The sequence below is a fragment of the Hymenobacter citatus genome (assembly GCF_014333615.1).
Classification (GTDB): Bacteria; Bacteroidota; Bacteroidia; order Cytophagales; family Hymenobacteraceae; genus Hymenobacter; species Hymenobacter citatus.
Genome location: NZ_JACSCY010000002.1, coordinates 307,542 through 325,987 on the forward strand (window position 1 = coordinate 307,542; position 18,446 = coordinate 325,987).

The window sequence follows — 18,446 nt, forward strand, 5'->3', positions numbered from 1 at the left end:
CAAAGGTATAAAAGAGTGCGTGAGGGTAGGAGGGTGTGGGGGTGGGGGGTGGGGGGTAGGGCGTTTGTCATCCTGAGCGCAGCGAAGGACCTTCTCACGTGTGGACGAGTCGTTGTTGCGCTTGCCGTTCTTACGTGAGAAGGTCCTTCGCTGTGCTCAGGCTGACAGAGTTCTTATCCCCATTCCTCCTTTTCTCACTCTCCCCACCTCTATCTTTACAGCATGAAACTGCTGCTCGTCGAAGACGAACCCAAGCTGGCCTCGTTTATTCAGAAAGGCTTTGCCAATGAAGGCTACGACATTGAAGTGGCCTACGACGGGCGCGTGGGCCAGTCGCTGCTGCGGCAGAACAGCTACGCGCTGGTGATTCTGGACGTGAACCTGCCCTACCTCAACGGCCTGGAGCTGTGCCGCCTGAGCCGCCAGCTGCACCCCACCGTGCCCGTGCTGCTGCTCACCGCCCTCGACAGCCTCGACGACAAAGTGCTGGGTTTCGAGGCCGGCGCCGACGACTACCTCGTGAAGCCCTTCGAGTTCAAAGAGCTGCTGCTGCGCACGCGCGTGCTCACGCGCCGCGCCACCGAGGCCAGCGCCGTGCGCCGCGTGCTGCGCATGGCCGACCTGGAGCTGAATCTGGAATCGAAAATCGTGACCCGCGGCGGCCAGCGCATCGAGCTAACTACCAAGGAATACGCCCTGCTGGAATACCTGCTGCTGAACCGCGGCAAGGTGATTTCGCGGGTGGATATTGCTGAAAAAGTGTGGGAGCTAAACTTCGATACCAACACCAACGTCATCGACGTATACGTGAGCTACCTGCGCAAAAAGCTCGACAAAGGCTACCCTATTAAGCTCATCCACACGGTGGTAGGCATGGGCTATGTGATGCGGGAAGGGTGAATGGTGAGTGGTGAACTTGTGAAATTGTGAGTTTTTGCCCTCGTTTTTCGTACTCGCTTTTTTCGCACTCGCACTCGCTCTCGCTCTCCGCACTCGCTCGGCTATGCCGAGTGAGCCTTACGTTTGAGGGGCTGTGCCCCGAATCCGTCCGCGCCGCTTGCACCATATCAACCCAGCGTCAGGCAGACGCGCGCAGCACAGCTGCTGGATCGTAGTGCTCACTCGGCATAGCCGAGCGAGGGCGGTACCGTTCTTTTTTCACAACTTCACCATTTTGCCTCTTGCTGATTCGGAATAAGCTGTTGTTGCGCTTTACGCTGCTGGTGGTAGGCATTCAGCTGGCGCTGTCGGCGTTTATTTACTATTTCAGCGCGTTTTCGCGAGAGCAGCGCTACTACCATCGCCTAGAAGGTAAGGCAGTACTGGCGGCGCGGCTGCTCATCCGGCGGGCCAACCTGGATACGGCCGTACTGCGCAGCTTCCGCCGCGCTGATCTGCTGACCATGCACCAGGAGTACATCGGCATTTACGACGAGCAGAATCAGTTGGTATACGGTTTAGGCAAGCCATTGCACCCCTTGTCCGATTCTGTCTACCTCAAGCAAATTAAAAGCACGCGGCCGGCGCATTTTCAGCTAAATGGGCGCGAGGGGGTAGGCATCCTCTACCCGCACCAAGGCCGGAGCTATCGTGTGCTGCTGGTGGGGCAGGATGTGTTTGGGGCGCGGGAGTTTGCCAAGCTGCGGCTGTTGCTGCTGGTGGGCAATCTGGGGGCGTTGGTATTGATTATCCTGGCGGGCTGGTACTTCACAGACCAAGCCCTGCGCCCCATTGCCCGCGTGGTGCGACAGGTGAAGCGCATCACGGCCTCCAACCTGAGCCGGCGCGTAGCCGAAGGCAACCGCCGCGACGAAATTGCCCAGCTAGCCATCACCTTCAATGAAATGCTGAGCGGTCTGGAACAGGCCTTTGAGTCGCAGAAAAGCTTTCTGTCGCACGCCTCGCACGAGCTGCGCACACCCCTGGCCAACCTGCTGGGCACGCTGGAAACTTCCCTGGCCTACGACCACGACCTCACCGAGGCCCGCCAGAGTACCGCGTCGGCGATGGAGGAAATCCGCCGCCTGATTGCTCTCACCAACGACCTGCTGGCCCTGGCCAAAGCCGATGATACGGCCTTTCGGCGCGAGCCCGTACGCCTGGATGAGTGCGTGACCCAGGCCCTGACGCTGTGCAAGGCCAAATACCCTACCCGTACCATTCGCCTCGATTTCGACGATTTGCCTGACGATGTGGAGGACCCGTTTATGGTGACCGGCAACGCGCACCTGCTCACCACCGTGGTGTTCAACCTGCTGGACAATGCCTGCAAATACTCCGGTGGGGCTGTACGCAGTACGCTGGGCTACGCCGACCCCGCCACCGTGCGCCTTACCATCACTGATGCCGGCAGCGGCATGAGCCCCGCCGAGCTGGCGCACGTATTTGAGCCCCTGTACCGCGGTGAGAGCGGCCGCCACGTGCCCGGCCATGGCCTGGGCCTGCCCATCACCCGCAAGATTGTGCAGCGCCACGGCGGGCACCTCACGCTGGCCTCGGAGCCTGGCACAGGCACCACGGCCACGGTGCTGCTGGCCGCTGCGTGAGGGATTGGGTTGTGGAAGGACAGAGGGGCTGGGCTAAGGAAGAACGTTATTTCTTCCTTAGCCCAGTCACCATTTTAATCTTTTCTAATGTTGTTCTAAGACGGTTCTAACGCCGGGCGGGTTCTTTTGTAGTACACAAGCCCGAAAACCGAATGCAACAAGATAGCCGGCACATCATGCTGATTTGGCTGCTGTTGGGAGCCCTGTTGCTCTCCACGGCGCTGAATTGCTACCTCGTGCTGCCGCAGAACGACACCACCTGGGTAGGCTGGCTGGGTTCCGACGACGACGAGGACGACGACGAGTTGCCCAGCGTGCCCAATGCCACCGAAGAATTACGTCTCACTCGGGCCATGTTGGCTCGCTGTCAGGCCGAACATTTACGTAAGGATAGCTTACTAGTAAGTGAAGCCACTCATGAGGCGGCGGCCACGGCAGCGGCAGGTCTCTGACGACCACGGGCCGCTTTTTTCTGTTTGTGAATCAATCCTTTTACACCTTTTTACTCTCTCTCCGTGTCTTTTTCGGATTCCTCCTTCCGCCAGTTTTTCTGGGTTGTTTTACCGCTGGCCGCTGCTACACTAGGCAGTTGTTCTGAAAAAAGTCAGGCCGATACCAACAAATCGGAAGTGTCGGAGGTGCCGGTGGTGCAGCTAGCCCCCCGCGACACCATCCTGCACCACGATTATGTAGCCGATATTGAAGCGGTGCGCAACGTGGATGTGCGGGCACGGGTACCGGGTTTTCTGGAGCACATCTACGTGGATGAAGGCCAGGTTGTGAAGAAAGGCCAGCCTTTGTTCCGCATCAATGCCAGCGAGTACAAAGAGCGCCTGGCCAGTTCAGCGGCCAACGTGCGCAACGCTCAGGCGCAGGAGCAGGTAGCAGAGTTGGAGTTGAACCGGGTGCAGATGCTGGTAAAGAAAAACATCATTGCTTCTTCCGAGCTAGACGTGGCAAAAGCCAAGCTGCGCGCCGCCCAATCGATGGTGCAGGAGGCTCGTGCTGCCCGCGCCAATGCCAACTTCAACCTATCATACACCCTCATCAAAGCCCCCTTTGATGGTATCATCGACCGGATTCCGCTGAAAACGGGTAGCCTCGTGGACAACGGCACGCTGCTCACCAGCGTGTCGGACCTGGGCGCCGTGTACGCTTACTTCAATGTGGCCGAGAATGAGTACCTGGAGTATGCCAAAACCCGCCAGCGTACCAAGCAGTCAGGCAAAGACTCGGTGACGCTGGTATTGGCCGACGGCACGCCCTACCGCCACGGCGGCCGCATCGAAACGATGGAAGGCGAGTTTGAGGAAACCACCGGTTCCATTGCGTTCCGGGCACGTTTTCCTAACCCCGAGGGCCTACTCAAGCACAACGCCAGCGGCCGGGTGCGTCTCCAAAACGCCGTGAAAGATGCCCTGCTAGTGCCCCAGCGCGCCGTGTTTGAGACCCAGGACAAAAACTACGTGTTTGTGGTAGGCGCAAATGGCAAAATCAAGCAGCAGTCCTTCACGCCCCAGGCCCGCCTGTCGGACTTCTATGTAGTGAAATCGGGCCTGAAACCCGGCGAGCGAATCGTGTACGAAGGCGTGCAGGATCTGCGCGACGGCAACACCATTCAGGCCCGGCCCGTGGCCATGAAGACCCTGCTGGCCGAAGCGCAGTAAGGCTATTGTCATGTTGAGCGCAGCCGAAGCATCTCGCGTGCTGACGACAGATAGTAAATGGATTACTAGCAAGCAAGATACTTCGACTTCGCTCCGCTCCGCATGACGGGCAACATACTACTCTTCCCCACTACCTCACCTAAGCATCCCTACCCTCCTTTATGTTCGATATCTTCATTCGCCGGCCGGTACTGTCGCTGGTTATTTCGTTGGTTATCGTGTTTCTGGGCCTGCTGGCCCTGATTCAGCTGCCCATCACTCAGTTTCCCGACATCGTGCCGCCATCCGTAACCGTGACGGCGCGCTACACCGGCGCCAACGCGGAGGTGTGTACCAAAGCCGTGGCTACGCCCCTGGAACGCGCCATCAACGGGGTGCCGGGCATGTCCTACCTCACCTCGGTGAGTACCAACAGCGGCATCACGCTCATCACCGTGTTCTTCCAGGTAGGCACCGACCCCGACCTGGCGGCCGTGAACGTGCAGAACCGCGTGCAAACGGTAATTGACGAGCTGCCGGAGGAAGTAATTAAGGCAGGCGTAAGCACCGAGAAAGAGGTGAACAGCATGCTGCTCTACCTCAATATTATGAGCGACGATAAGTCGGTGGGGGAGAAGTTTATCTACAACTTCGCCGATATCAACGTGTTGCAGGAGTTGAAGCGCATTGACGGGGTAGGATTCGCCGAAATCATGGGCTCGCGCGAGTACTCCATGCGCGTATGGTTGCAACCCGACCGCATGGTGGCCCTGAACGTGTCGGCCGACGAGGTGATTGAAGCCATTCGGGCGCAGAACGTAGAGGCGGCCCCCGGTAAATCGGGCGAAAGCTCGGGCGGCGCCGACCAGGAACTACAGTACGTGCTGCGCTACACGGGTAAGCTGTTTGAGCCCAAGCAGTACGAAAACATTGTGGTGCGCGCTACCCCCGATGGTTCGGTGCTGCGCCTCAAAGACGTGGCCCGCATCGAGTTCGGCTCCCTGAACTACGGCATGACGTCGAAGATTGACGGGCGCCCCTCGGCGGCCATCATGCTCAAGCAGCGCCCCGGCTCCAACGCCTCGGAGGTAATCGAAAACGTGAAGAAGCGCATGGCCGAGCTGAAAGGCACAAGCTTCCCGCCCGGCATGACCTACAACATCGCCTACGACGTGTCACGCTTCCTCGATGCCAGTATTCATGAGGTGCTGCGCACGCTGGTAGAGGCCTTTGTGCTGGTGTTCCTGGTGGTGTTTATCTTCCTGCAAGACTGGCGCTCTACCCTCATTTCGGCCCTGGCCGTGCCGGTGGCGCTCATTGGTACGCTGTTCTTTATGCAGCTGCTGGACTTCAGTATCAACCTGCTCACGCTGTTTGCGCTGGTGCTGGCCATTGGTATTGTGGTCGATAACGCCATTGTGGTGGTAGAGGCCGTGCACGTGAAAATGACCGAGGACCACATGAGTCCGAAGGAAGCCACGTTTGCGGCCATGCACGAGATTGGCGGCGCCATTATCGCCATCACGCTGGTGATGTCGGCGGTGTTCGTGCCGGTGTCGTTTATGGATGGTCCGGTGGGCGTGTTCTACCGGCAGTTCTCGCTTACGCTGGCATTTTCTATTGTCATTTCGGGTATCAATGCCCTTACGCTCACGCCGGCGTTGTGCGCGCTGCTGCTGCGCCACGCGCCGGAGGGCGAGCAAAAAGGCCTCATGGGCCGCTTTTTTGGTGGCTTCAACCGCTACTACGAGGGCCTGGCCCTGCGCTACCAGAAGCTGGTGCGCGTGGTGGCCAACCGCCGCGTGGTGACCATTGGATTGATGCTGGTGTTCTTTGTAGCCACTTACGGCATCACCACCATCCTACCCACGGGCTTCATCCCAACCGAAGACCAGGGCATGATCTACGTGAACGTGACCACGCCGCCCGGCGCCACTGTGGAGCGCACTGAGAAAATACTCGACGAGGTGCAGCGCATTGCTGAAAAGCTGGGGCCAGTGGAATCAGTATCGACGCTGGCTGGCTACAGCCTGACCACGGAAGTGGCCGGCGCCTCCTACGGCATGGGCATGATCAACCTGAAACCCTGGGACGACCGCGAGGAGTCGGTGCAGGACATGATTGCCCAGCTGGAGGAGAAGACGCGCTACCTCAAAGACGCGGATATTCAGTTCCTACCCCCGCCCACGGTGCCGGGCTTCGGCAACAGCAGCGGCTTCGAGCTGCGCCTGCTGGACCGCACTGGCCGCGGCGACCTGCAACAGACCGCGCAGGTTTCAAACGACTTCATTCAGGCCTTACAAAAAACGCCCGCCGTGGGCTCGGCCTTCACCAGCTTCGACGCCAGCTTCCCGCAGTACCTCATCCACGTAGACCAGGAGCAGGCCGCCAAGAAAGGCGTGACCATCGACAAGGCCATGAGCACCCTGCAAACCCTGATGGGGTCGTTTTACGCCTCCAACTTCATCCGTTTCGGGCAGATGTATAAGGTGATGGTGCAGGCCGCGCCCGGCTTCCGCACCAAGCCCGAGGACGTGCTGAAAATGTACGTGAAAAATGACCGGGGCGAGATGGTGCCCTACTCCACCTTTGTGCGCCTGGAGCGCGTGTACGGTCCCGAGCAGCTCACGCGCTACAACATGTATACCTCGGCCATGCTCAACGGCGACGCCGCCAACGGCTTCTCCTCCGGCGACGTGATTAACACCGTGGCGCAGGTAGCGGCCAAAGAGCTGCCCCGCGGCTACAGCTACGAGTGGTCGGGCATGACGCGCGAGCAGGTACTGTCCGGCGACCAGGCCCTGTACGTGTTTGCGGTGGTGCTCTTGTTTGTGTACCTGCTGCTGGCCGCTCAGTACGAGAGCTTCCTGCTGCCGCTGCCGGTTATCCTGAGCCTGCCGGCCGGTATTTTCGGGGCGTTCTTGTTCCTGAAGCTGCTGGGGCTGGAAAACAACATCTACGCCCAGGTGTCGCTGGTGATGCTGATTGGCTTGCTGGGTAAAAACGCCATCCTCATTATTGAGTTTGCGGTGCTGCGCCGCAAGCAGGGCGCCTCGGTGCTGGATGCGGCCGTGGAGGGCGGCTACTCCCGCCTGCGCCCCATCCTGATGACCTCCTTCGCCTTTATTGCCGGTCTGCTGCCACTTACCATTGCCACCGGCGCCGGTGCGCTCGGCAACCGCAGCATCGGTACGGCGGCGGCGGGCGGTATGCTCATCGGTACGCTGGTAGGGGTAGTGTTGATTCCGGGGCTGTACGTGCTGTTTTCGCGAGACAAGAAAGAGCCTGTGGAGGATGAGCACAGTCCGGTAGAACCCGTGCCCGAAGAAACCGCCCATGCTATAGCATAATGCGGTTGAGAAGCTAGAACGAATTCCCCTCCTTTTTTAAGGAGGAGTGCCCGCAGGGCGGGGTGGTAAACGTCGTTGAACGACATTCAGAACGTAGCTTTTCTAGCCTTTAGCTTCTAGTTCTAGCACCCTCCTGACGGATTTACCACCCCAGCCTTCGGCCACCCCTCCTTGAAAAAAGGAGGGGAACTAACCTAGTTCCTAGCTTCTCTAGCCTTAGCTCTTAAACAACCAATATATACTCGCTGCCGCTGCCTTCTCTCCTCCATACCTGCATGAACCCATCTTCTATGACCCGCCGTTTCCTACCCCTAGCTGCTAGTCTGGCCCTGTTGCTAGCTGGTAGCTGCCGCTCGGTAGGCCCGGTGACGATGCCCCGCGCCACTCCCATTCCTACTACCTTCGGCACCGTAACGGACACTACCAGCGTCACTGATACGGTGAGCATGGCCAATCAGCAGTGGCAACACTTCTTTGCCGACCCCAACCTGGTAGCGCTGCTCGATACGGCTATTCGCTCTAATCCAGATCTGGGCATTGCCATGCAGCGTGTGGAGGCGGCCCGTGCCAACGTGTTTATTACGCGCGGTGCCATGCTACCGGCCGTCACGGGCGTGGCCTCGGCCGGGGTAGAGCGCTACGGCAAATATACCCTCAACGGCACCGGCAACTACGACACCAATCTGTCGCCGAATATCGACGGCCGCCGCCTCATCCCGAACCCTACCCCCGATTTCTTTCTGGGCCTAAGAAGTGCCTGGGAACTGGATATCTGGGGCAAGCTACGCAACCGCCGTCGTGCCGCCTTCCTGCGCGTGTTGGCCACCGAAAAAGGCCGTCAGTTTGTGCAAACGGCGCTGGTAGCCGAGGTAGCCCGCCTCTACTACACCCTGCTGGCCCTCGACAACGAGCTGGTGGTGCTGGGTAAAAACCGGGCGTTGCAGGAGCGCGCTGTGGAGATTGTGAAGATCCAAAAGGCCGGCGGACGGGCTACGGAACTAGCTGTGCAGCAGTTTATTGCTCAACTCTTGCGCACCCAAAGCCTGCAATACGAAGCCCGCCAGCGGGTGGTGGCTGCCGAGAATGAGCTGAATCGCTTGCTGGGGCGCTACCCCCAGCCCATCACCCGCGGCGAGCCCATTGGCGTGCAGCCCCTACCCGCCAGCGTGGCCACCGGTGTGCCCACCACCATGCTCCTGCGCCGCCCCGACGTGCAACAGGCCGAGCTGGAGCTAACAGCCGCCAAAGCCGACGTAGCCGCCGCCCGTGCTGCTTTCCTACCTTCACTGGTACTCACGCCCTATGTAGGCTTCAATGCTTACCGCACCTCTGTATTGCTGAATCCTAGCTCGTTAGCCTACGGCCTGCTGGGCGGCCTCACGGGCCCCCTCGTCAACCGCGCCCCCCTGCGCGCCGATTATGCCCGCAGTGCCGCCGAGCAGCGCACGGCCTACTACGAATACCAGAAAGCCGTGCAAACTGGTTTCGAGGAGGTAGTTACCAACCTGAAAGGCATTGAGAACTACCAACGCATGTACGAGCTGCAGCAGCAGGAAGTGGAAGCCCTCAACAAAGCCGTCGACATCTCCAACGACCTCTACGGCGTGAATTACTCGTCCTATCTCGAAGTAATTACGGCCCAGCGCAACGTATTAGAAGCGGAGCTAAACATCACCAAAACCCGTCGCGAGCAATTCCTCCTCCTCATCGACCTCTACCGCGCCCTCGGCGGCGGTTGGGAGTAAGGTGGTGAAGTTGTGAGTTTGTGAAGTTGTGAATAAGGCCTCTGTCATCCTGAGCACAGCGAAGGACCTTATGCCAGTTGAACGAGTCGTTGCTACGTCAGTCGTTCTGCTGTGATAAGGTCCTTCGCTGCGCTCAGGATGACATATTTCCACCTCACGCCTTCCTACCCACCCCTCTTACCCCTTCAACAACTTCCCTTCAACGACGACTGCCGCACGACCAAGTCGCCGGCGATGACGAAAGTGCGGGGTTGGAAGCTCTCTTTCTGTTGCATCTGCTCCAGAAACAGGCGAGCCGCTTGCTGCCCGATGCGGTAGGGGTGTAGGTCGATGGTGGTAAGCCCCGGCTCGATAAGGGCCGCCAGAAACTCGTCGCCGAAGCCTACAATGGCCACGTCTTGCGGTACGCGCAGATTGCGCTGTTTCAGGGCCAGAATCAGGTCGAAAGCGTTGGTGTAATTGATGGCGAAAATGGCATCTGGTGGCTCGGGTAGGGCCAGCCAGGTAGCCAGGGCTGCTTCGGCCGCCTCTGTCCGGAAGTTGATGTGCGTCCGCAGCTCCGGCAGCACCGGCAAGCCATGCTTTTGCAAGGCGCTGAGGTAGCCCGCCTCCCGTTGCTGGCTGATGAGCAGGGAAGGAGGCCCGGCCAGAATAGCTATCCGCTGGCAGCCCTGCTCAATCAAATGCTCCGTGAGCACAAAGGCGGCGTGCCAATCGTCCAGAATTACCTTGGCGCTATTTATCTCGTCGCTTACTCTGTCAAAATGCACCACCGGAATGCCCCGACTGGCGGGAGGCTTTACGTGGTCAAAGTTTTCCGTTTCGCGGGAGTGGCAGATCAGCAGGCCATCTACCCGGCTGGCCACCAGCGCCTGCACATTGCTCACCTCCGTTTGGTACGATTCCTTCGACTGGCAGATCATCACGCGGTAGCCCGCCTCGGCCGCTACTTGCTGAATACCGCTGACGGCCGTAGCAAAAAAAGGCCGCTCAATATCGGGTATTACCACACCAATGGTATTGGTTTCGCTGCTTTTTAGGCTCTGTGCCAGCAAGTTGGGCTGATAATCAAGTTGGCGGGCCACCTCCAGTATAGCTTGGCGCGTGTTGGCGTTGATATCGGTGTGCCCATTCATAGCCCGCGACACGGTGGAGGGCGCTACGCCCAGCACTTTGGCCACGTCACTGATGGTGGTCTGGTGGCGCTTGCGGGGTGGGGTAGGGGGAGCCGATGCGGCATCGGTGAAGTGGTAGTCGCAGGCCTTGCAGAAGTAGCGCTGGCGGCCCCGGATAAATCCGGCTCGCATCACAGAATCGGCTAGGCCGCATTTGCTGCACTTCATCATAGTTGAATGGTATTTTAAAGGAAGAGAGTCTTATTGAACAAGTAAACCTATAGGAATAGTCGTTTCATTATTCAAAGATAAACTACAAATATTTTTTTGATGGAATAATGAAAAAAATACCTATCGAAACCGTTTTCGAAAACGTTTACGATACTTTTATTTCTGTATATGGCCTTTTAGCGAGTTACTGTAACGTTTGCGGAGACGATTGTATAGTTAACTTCGACAGAAATCGAGGCGCAAATCTATCAGAGCGGCTTACGACTTCAGTGGTATGTAAATGGTCGTTTCACGGCCAAGAATTGTATTATAATAATATAAGGTCATGTTGCAAACTATGCGTTGGTTCGGTCCGCAAGATCCGGTTTCGTTGGCTACCCTGCGGCAGGCAGGCTGCGCGGGAGTGGTTACGGCACTGCATCAAATGCCAGTGGGCGCGGTGTGGAGCGTGGCAGCTATTCAGGAGCGTCAGCAACTCATTGAAGCCGACAACGACCAACTGGTTCCCCTGCACTGGGCAGTAGTCGAAAGTCTGCCCGTGCACGAGGACATCAAGAAAGGCCGCCCTACCCGCGACCAGTACATTGCCAACTATCAGGAATCGTTGCGCAACCTGGCGGCCTGCGGCATCCGCACAGTGTGCTACAATTTTATGCCCGTGCTGGACTGGTCGCGCACCAATCTGAGCTACCCCATGCCTGATGGCTCGCGTGCACTGCGCTTTGTGTGGCAAGACTTTGCTCTGTTCGATCTATGCATTCTGCGCCGCTCCGGTGCCGAGGCCGACTATGAGCCTGCCGTGGCCGAAGCCGCCCGCCAGCAATTTGCCACCATGTCGGTGGAAGAAATACAAACGCTTACCAACGTAGTACTGCTGGGCCTGCCTGGCTCGGAAGAAGCGTTTGAACTGCACCAGTTTCAATCCTTACTGAACGAATACGCTGCCATCGACGCGACTGCGCTGCGCGAGAACCTGCACTACTTCGTGCGGGCCGTGGCTCCCGTGGCCGAGGAGTTGGGCATTGGCCTGTGCATCCACCCCGACGACCCGCCCTACCCCTTGCTGGGCCTACCCCGCGTGGTGAGCACCGAGGCCGACCTTACGGCCCTGCTGGCCGCCTGCGACGTGCCCGCCAACGGCATTACGTTTTGCACCGGTTCGTTGGGCGTGCGCACCGACAACGACCTGCCCGGCATGGTGCAGCGCCTGGGCCACCGCATCCACTTTGTGCACCTACGCTCCACCAAACGCGAGGAAAACCCACGCAACTTCCACGAAGCCGACCACCTCACCGGCGACGTGGATATGTACGCCGTGGTGCGGGCTTTAGTAGAGGAGGAACTGCGCCGCGAAGCTGCCGGTGAAGAAAAGATTACCCTGCCCATGCGCCCCGACCACGGCCACCAGATGCTCGACGACCTGGAAAAGCGCACCTACCCTGGCTACTCAGCCATTGGCCGTTTGCGTGGCTTAGCCGAGCTACGTGGGCTGGAACTAGGCATCCGCCGTGGCCTACTGGACCAGGCATCTGGGGAGCAATCTGCTACAACATCATCTTACGCCATGGAGCGCTAAGCTGATAAGTAAATAGTTGATTAACAGAAAGTAAAACACAAGAATTGCTGGCCGAACGGCTGGTTGCCTCACTTCCTCTATGCTGCACCGCTACCTTCTGCTACTGTTCCTAAGCCTACTAGCCCACCGCGGCATCGCCGACGATGGCTACCGGCTGTGGCTGAAGTACGATCAGTTGCCGGAGACCAGCCAGCGCAAGGCAGCGTTGCGTAGTACACGGTTCATTGCCGTGCCGGCTAATGCATCGCCTACCTTGCAAACCGCTGCCCACGAGCTGCAAACAGGTTTGCAAGCGCTGCTGGGGCAGGCGGTACCGGTAGGAGGGGAGGCCCGTGGCAAAGGCGGTATTGTGCTGGCTGTAGCCGCTGACCCCGCCTTGGGCCGTGAGGGCTACCGGGTAGCCATGCAGGATGGCAATATCCGCATCAGTGGTGCTACCGACGCGGGTGTGCTCTACGGTGGCTTTGCGTTGCTGCGCCACCTGCAAACCAGTCAGTCGCTGGCAAATATCAACCTGAGTAGCCAGCCGAAAATTCAATATCGCCTGCTCAACCATTGGGACAACCCCAACGGCACCGTGGAGCGCGGCTACGCGGGCTCCAGCATCTGGAAGTGGCAGGAGCTGCCCGAAGTGCTCGACCCGCGCTACCAGGACTACGCCCGTGCCAATGCTTCTATTGGCATCAATGGGGTAGTACTCAACAACGTGAATGCCAGCCCTCGCCTGCTTACGGCCGAGTACCTGCGTAAAGTAGCCGCCTTGGCCGGCGTAATGCGCCCCTACGGCATTCGGGTGTATTTGTCGGTGTTTTGGGCGGCGCCCAAAGTACTGGGTGGTCTCCCTACCTCTGATCCGTTGGACCCCCAGGTGAAGCGCTGGTGGGCGGCTAAAATGGACGAAATATACCGGGCCGTACCCGACTTTGGAGGCTTTGTAGTGAAGGCGAATTCGGAGGGCGAACCAGGCCCGCAGGACTACGTCCGTACCCACGCCCAAGGCGCCAACATGCTGGCCGAAGCCCTGGGCCAACACGATGGCATTGTGATGTGGCGGGCTTTTGTGTATAAGGCCGACGGCAGCGGCGACCGGTTCAAAGAGGCCTACCAGGAATTTCAGCCCCTGGATGGGCAGTTCAACCCCAAGGTGCTGGTGCAGGTGAAAAACGGGCCGATTGATTTTCAGGCACGGGAGCCGTTTCACCCGCTGTTTGGCAAGATGCCCCGCACCCCGCTGGTGCTGGAAGTGCAGCTGACGCAGGAATACCTCGGTTTTGCGACCCACCTGGTCTACCTGGCGCCGCTGATTAAAGAATGCCTCGAAGCCGATACCTACGCGAAAGGGCAGGGCTCGACGGTGGCCAAGGTAGTAGATGGCAGCCTCGACCAACACCGCATCAGCGGCATTGCCGGCGTAGCCAACATCGGCGCCGACCGCAACTGGACGGGACACCCCATGGGGCAGGCCAACTGGTACGCCTTCGGACGTCTGGCCTGGGACCACACGCTGACCGCCAAGGCTATTGCGCAGGAATGGACGCAGATGACGCTGACCCAAGAACCCAAAGCCGCCGCTACTATTGTAGAGTTGCTGGAGCAGTCGCGTAGCATCTATGTGCGCTACACTATGCCTCTGGGCTTGCACCACATCATGGGCCAGACCCTGCACTACGGCCCCGAGCCCTGGCTGGCCAAGAGCGCCCGCCCCGACTGGACCGCCGTGTACTACCACCGCGCCGACGCCGAGGGCCTGGGCTTCGACCGTACTGCGCAGGGTAGCAATGCGCTCAGCCTGTATTACCCACCCGTGCAGCAGCAGTGGGGCACGCTGGCTAGCTGCCCGCTCAACTACTTGCTTTGGTTTCATCACGTGCCCTGGGACTATAAGCTGAGCACCGGCCGCACGCTCTGGAACGAGCTGACTACCCGCTACTACACCGGCGCCGACTCGGTGCAGTGGATGCAGAAACAGTGGGCGCAAGTGCAGCCCGCCGTGGACCCCGCCTTGCACGCCGATGTGACGGCTCGCTTAAACGTGCAGCAACGCGAAGCCCTATGGTGGCGCGATGCCTGCGTGCTCTACTTCCAGTCCGTGGCACGCCGGCCCCTGCCACCCGGCTTATCGCCGCCTACCCGCACCCTGGCCGACATCAAAGAGCAAGTCGATACTTATCAACTCCGCTAGTATTTCTCTCATTATCAACTGTCTCGCTTCTTGGTACATGAATATGCATTTGGTTTCTCCGGTTTCTAATGGCCACGCGTCGCACCCGGCGCCGACAGCGCAGCCGCACAACGTTTTTTCCCTAGAAGGCCACCTGGCCCTAATTACAGGTGGTGGCAGCGGTATTGGGCTGGAAATAGCTCGATGCATGCTCACGGCGGGCGCGTCAGTGGTGATTACCGGCCGGCGAGAGGAGGTTTTGAAAGAGGCCGTAGCCGATCTGGGCGAGCGGGCTGCCTACCTGGTGAACGACGTGACCGAGCGGGCCTCGCTGGAGGAGCTGGTAGAACAGATTGAAACCACCCACGGCCCGCTGGATATCCTCGTCAACAACGCCGGCATCAACATGAAAAAGCCGGCGCTGGAAGTCACCGACGAGGAGTTTGACCGCATCGTGCACACCAACCTGAACGCGGTGTTTGCCCTCACCCGCGTGTGCGCCCAGCGCATGATGGCCCGCCAGCGCGGCGTGATTCTGATGATTTCGTCGATGGCCGCCTATTACGGTATTGACCGGGTAGCCGCCTACGCGGCCTCCAAGGCCGGGCTGGAAGGCATGGTGAAGGTGCTGGCCTCGGAATTTTCGGGCGCCGGAGTGCGCGTGAATGCCATTGCTCCCGGCTTCATCGAAACGGCCATGAGCCGCACCGCCATGAACAACGACCCCGACCGCCGCGACCGGGCCATGCGCCGCACACCCATGGGCAAGTTCGGCCAGCCCGAGGACATCGGCCACGCCGCCGTGTTCCTGGCTTCCGACGCGGCCCGCTACATCACCGGCGCCTCCCTGCCCGTGGATGGTGGCAACTCTATTGGATTCTAGTTTTTAATGTTTCCCCAAATTCCTACCATCATGCATTCACCATTACGAAAAACGGTCTTAGGCCTGAGTTTGCCGCTGTTTGCGGCCGTAGGACTACCAACTGTTAGTCTGTTTCTACCGACTGCGCAGGTGATGGCGCAAGCCTCACAAACAGTTTCCGGCCAGGTTGTCGGGGCGGATAGCAACGAAGGGATTCCCGGCGTTACGGTTCTGCAAAAAGGTACTACCAATGGCGTCTCCACCAATAGCAGCGGCGAGTTTACGCTGTCGGTTCCTGCCGGAAGCACGCTGGTTTTTAGTGCTATCGGTTATGTAAGCCAGGAAGCAGTTGTTTCGGGTGCCACTGTGAACATCAAGCTGGCTTCTGATACCAAGGCGTTGGATGAGGTAGTCGTGGTGGGATATGGCACCCAGCGTGCAGAAGCCGTAACGGGTTCGGTGGCTTCTATCAGCGGCGAAAACCTCCGCGAAGTGCCCTCGGCTAACATTTCACAGGCTCTGCAAGGCCGGTTACCGGGTGTGCAATTCTCGCAAACCTCCTCGCAGCCGGGCGCTGCCACGCAGATTCGCATCCGGGGCGTACGCTCCCTTACGGCTAGTAATGATCCGCTGATCGTACTGGACGGCATCCCATTCCCGGGCTCTATCGGCGACATCAACCCCAACGATATCCAGAGCGTTGACATTCTGAAAGATGCCTCAGCCACCGCTATCTACGGCTCGCGTGGCGCCAACGGCGTGGTGCTCGTAACCACCAAGCGGGGCAAAGTTGGGCAGAAGCCGCAGGTAGTGTACGATGGATTTGTGGGCGCGAAAACACTGTTCGCCAAATACCCCATGATGAGTGGGCCCGAGTTTGTTGAGCTTCGTCGGGCCGCGGGCCTGTACTCCAACCCCACCACTGGCGTTGTGCAGTACGGCTTAGATGAGGCGGCTGACGTAAATACCGACTGGCAGGACAAGCTCTACCGGACTGGGATGCAGATCAACCAGAACGTGGGGATTTCCGGCGGTACCCAGAACGGGCGGTACAACTTCAACGCGGGCTATTATCAAGAAGAAGGCGTAATTCCTACCCAGCAGTATACCCGCTATACCGTGCGCGGAGGACTGGACCAGGGCGTGGGCAAGTATGTGCGGTTGGGTTTCACAGTAAACAATAGCTATAGCTTAACGGAAGGCTCCAACGTAGGTATATACGGCACGTTGGCTTCAACCCCCATTGCCAATCCATACAATGCCGACGGCTCTTTGAAAAGAGTTATCAGCATGGTACAGGACAACCAATGGGTGTATACCAAAGATGTAGTAGAGGCGAATCAGGATAGATGGTTGAGCCAATCACGAAGCCTGGCCAGCTACAACTCTATCTACGGGGAGTTTAAGATTCCGGGAGTAGAAGGATTGAAGTACCGCCTCAATCTGGGCGTGAACTACCGCCAGAGTCAGGGTGGTTCTTATACCGGGCAGGGTATCGGATCCGACAACCCTACGAACCCTTCTACGGCCTCGGTTAGCAACTCCGTTACGACCGATTATACCGTCGAAAACCTGCTGACCTACGACCGCACTTTTGCTGGCAAGCATAATATAAACGCGGTGGCGCTGTACTCGGCTTCTAATAACGTGTTTAACCGGTCGCAGATTAATGCCCGGGATATTCCATCCGACGCCTTCCAGTTCTATAACCTGGGGCTGACGACGCCCGATTTAATTACGGTAAATCCTGGTGACCAACAGTACCAAAAATTTGGTTTGTTGTCTTACATGGGCCGCGTGATGTACTCCTACGACGACCGGTATTTGCTGTCGGCTACGGTTCGTTCGGATGGCTCCTCGCGCCTCTCGCCGGGCTATCAATGGAATACCTATCCTGCTGTATCGGTAGGCTGGAACGTGGCCCGCGAGTCGTTTATGCAGGACGTGACGGCCATTAACCTGCTGAAGTTCCGGGCTGGCTACGGCGTCACGTCAAACCAGGCGGTTGCACCGTACGCTACCCTGGGCCGGTTAACGACCCGTCCCTACAACTTTGGCCCGACTAACTACCAGACTGGCCTGTTTGTGACCCAGCTGCCTAACTCAAGATTGGGCTGGGAATACTCGAAAACCTGGAACTACGGGGTGGATTTTGCGGTCCTGAACAACCGTCTTTCCGGTACGGTCGAGTACTATGTCACCAAAACCGAAGACCTGTTGCTTAGTGTAGGCTTGCCGGCCACTTCGGGCGTAGGAAGCTACACGGCCAACGTGGGCTCTACCCAAAACAAAGGCATTGAGCTTTCGCTGAACGGGGTAATCCTGGAAAATCTTAACGGCTGGACTTGGGAAGCGGGCCTCAACATGTACGCCAACCGCAACAAGATTACGTCGCTGGCCGGCGAGCAAACCCGGGACGAAGGAAACTGGTGGTTTGTAGGTAAACCAATCAACGTAGTGTTTGACTACGAGAAAGTAGGGCTCTGGCAGCAAGAAGACCCATATCGGGACATTTTGGAGCCCGGCGGAGCCCCAGGGATGATTAAGGTGAAATACACCGGTACCTACAATGCGGATGGTACTCCTACCCGTGCCATTGGTGCCGCCGACCGGCAGATTCTGGATACTAACCCCAAATTCCAGGGAGGATTTAATACCCGGGTTGCCTACAAAGGCTTTGATCTGAGCGCGGTGGCTGCCTTCCAAAACGGTGGCCTGCTCAACAGCACCATTTACGGCTCGGCGGGTTACCTGAACATGCTGACTGGTCGTCGCGGAAACGTGAAGGTGGATTACTGGACGCCTGAAAATACGGATGCCAAATACCCCAATCCCGCTGGTCCCAGAAGCGGCGACAACCCGAAGTATGGCAGCACGCTGGGCTACTTCGATGCCTCATATATGAAGATTCGCACCATCACCCTCGGCTATAACTTCGATAATATCAGCTGGTTGCAAAACAAGGGCGTGAGCAGAATGCGTTTTTACGTGACGGCCCAGAACCCATTTGTTTTCTTCTCGCCTTATAAGCGCGAGTCGGGCATGGATCCAGAAACCAACTCGTTCGGCGACCAGAATGCGGCCGTGCCTTACAGTGGCAACCTGAGCCGGATCCTGACTTTGGGTACCAACGCGCCTGCCACCCGCACCTACCTCGCAGGTCTTAACCTTACTTTCTAAGAAAATCAGACATGAAACGCTCTACTATAAAATT

Annotated in this window: 11 protein-coding genes; 10 read left to right on the top strand and 1 reads right to left on the bottom strand. The window is 58.4% G+C overall.

Annotated elements, in window-relative coordinates; translation table 11 throughout:
• The first annotated feature begins 222 nt into the window (after nucleotides 1–222).
• The 6 genes from H8B15_RS03615 (at nucleotide 223) to H8B15_RS03640 (ending at nucleotide 9,287) form a co-directional block, all read left to right on the top strand.
• Nucleotides 223–900 carry a winged helix-turn-helix domain-containing protein gene (locus tag H8B15_RS03615; RefSeq protein WP_187318297.1) on the top strand — a complete coding sequence of 226 codons (678 nt, stop codon included), beginning with the start codon at nucleotides 223–225 and terminating at the stop codon, nucleotides 898–900.
• Nucleotides 901–1,181: 281 nt separating this feature from the next.
• A complete protein-coding gene (locus H8B15_RS03620; RefSeq protein WP_187318298.1) occupies nucleotides 1,182–2,546 on the top strand; it encodes a HAMP domain-containing sensor histidine kinase in 1,365 nt (454 codons plus the stop codon).
• 152 nt (nucleotides 2,547–2,698) lie between these two features.
• On the top strand, nucleotides 2,699–2,998 hold the full coding sequence (locus H8B15_RS03625) for a hypothetical protein (RefSeq protein ID WP_187318299.1): 300 nt from the start codon (nucleotides 2,699–2,701) through the stop codon (nucleotides 2,996–2,998).
• Between the two features lie 63 nt (nucleotides 2,999–3,061).
• Nucleotides 3,062–4,213, top strand: coding sequence for an efflux RND transporter periplasmic adaptor subunit (locus tag H8B15_RS03630; RefSeq protein WP_187318300.1), 1,152 nt, complete (start codon nucleotides 3,062–3,064; stop codon nucleotides 4,211–4,213).
• A gap of 161 nt (nucleotides 4,214–4,374) precedes the next feature.
• The gene (locus H8B15_RS03635) at nucleotides 4,375–7,542 is read left to right on the top strand and encodes an efflux RND transporter permease subunit (protein ID WP_187318301.1); all 3,168 of its coding nucleotides are present in this window, start codon (nucleotides 4,375–4,377) and stop codon (nucleotides 7,540–7,542) included.
• A 275-nt stretch (nucleotides 7,543–7,817) separates the two neighbouring features.
• Nucleotides 7,818–9,287 (top strand): TolC family protein, encoded by a 1,470-nt coding sequence (locus H8B15_RS03640; protein WP_187318302.1) that lies wholly within the window; start codon nucleotides 7,818–7,820, stop codon nucleotides 9,285–9,287.
• Nucleotides 9,288–9,472: 185 nt separating this feature from the next.
• Here H8B15_RS03640 and H8B15_RS03645 read toward each other — a convergent pair whose 3' ends face one another.
• Nucleotides 9,473–10,633 carry a LacI family DNA-binding transcriptional regulator gene (locus H8B15_RS03645; protein WP_187318303.1) on the bottom strand — a complete coding sequence of 387 codons (1,161 nt, stop codon included), beginning with the start codon at nucleotides 10,631–10,633 and terminating at the stop codon, nucleotides 9,473–9,475.
• 325 nt (nucleotides 10,634–10,958) lie between these two features.
• On the opposite strand from H8B15_RS03645, the gene uxuA reads away from it, so the two are divergent.
• From uxuA to H8B15_RS03665, 4 genes are all read left to right on the top strand, one after another.
• Nucleotides 10,959–12,209, top strand: coding sequence for a mannonate dehydratase (gene uxuA, locus H8B15_RS03650; protein WP_187318304.1), 1,251 nt, complete (start codon nucleotides 10,959–10,961; stop codon nucleotides 12,207–12,209).
• A gap of 79 nt (nucleotides 12,210–12,288) precedes the next feature.
• A complete protein-coding gene (locus H8B15_RS03655; RefSeq protein ID WP_187318305.1) occupies nucleotides 12,289–14,391 on the top strand; it encodes an alpha-glucuronidase family glycosyl hydrolase in 2,103 nt (700 codons plus the stop codon).
• Nucleotides 14,392–14,434: 43 nt separating this feature from the next.
• The gene (locus H8B15_RS03660) at nucleotides 14,435–15,253 is read left to right on the top strand and encodes an SDR family NAD(P)-dependent oxidoreductase (protein WP_187318306.1); all 819 of its coding nucleotides are present in this window, start codon (nucleotides 14,435–14,437) and stop codon (nucleotides 15,251–15,253) included.
• A gap of 30 nt (nucleotides 15,254–15,283) precedes the next feature.
• On the top strand, nucleotides 15,284–18,412 hold the full coding sequence (locus H8B15_RS03665; protein ID WP_187318307.1) for a SusC/RagA family TonB-linked outer membrane protein: 3,129 nt from the start codon (nucleotides 15,284–15,286) through the stop codon (nucleotides 18,410–18,412).
• Nucleotides 18,413–18,446 lie beyond the last annotated feature (34 nt).

Coding starts and splice junctions, on each gene's coding strand:
- H8B15_RS03615 (WP_187318297.1), top strand. CDS start 223: ATGAAACTGCTGCTCGTCGAAGACGAACCCAAGCTGGCCTCGTTTATT.
- H8B15_RS03625 (WP_187318299.1), top strand. CDS start 2,699: ATGCAACAAGATAGCCGGCACATCATGCTGATTTGGCTGCTGTTGGGA.
- H8B15_RS03635 (WP_187318301.1), top strand. CDS start 4,375: ATGTTCGATATCTTCATTCGCCGGCCGGTACTGTCGCTGGTTATTTCG.
- H8B15_RS03640 (WP_187318302.1), top strand. CDS start 7,818: ATGAACCCATCTTCTATGACCCGCCGTTTCCTACCCCTAGCTGCTAGT.
- H8B15_RS03645 (WP_187318303.1), bottom strand. CDS start 10,633: ATGATGAAGTGCAGCAAATGCGGCCTAGCCGATTCTGTGATGCGAGCC.
- uxuA (WP_187318304.1), top strand. CDS start 10,959: ATGTTGCAAACTATGCGTTGGTTCGGTCCGCAAGATCCGGTTTCGTTG.
- H8B15_RS03655 (WP_187318305.1), top strand. CDS start 12,289: ATGCTGCACCGCTACCTTCTGCTACTGTTCCTAAGCCTACTAGCCCAC.
- H8B15_RS03660 (WP_187318306.1), top strand. CDS start 14,435: ATGCATTTGGTTTCTCCGGTTTCTAATGGCCACGCGTCGCACCCGGCG.
- H8B15_RS03665 (WP_187318307.1), top strand. CDS start 15,284: ATGCATTCACCATTACGAAAAACGGTCTTAGGCCTGAGTTTGCCGCTG.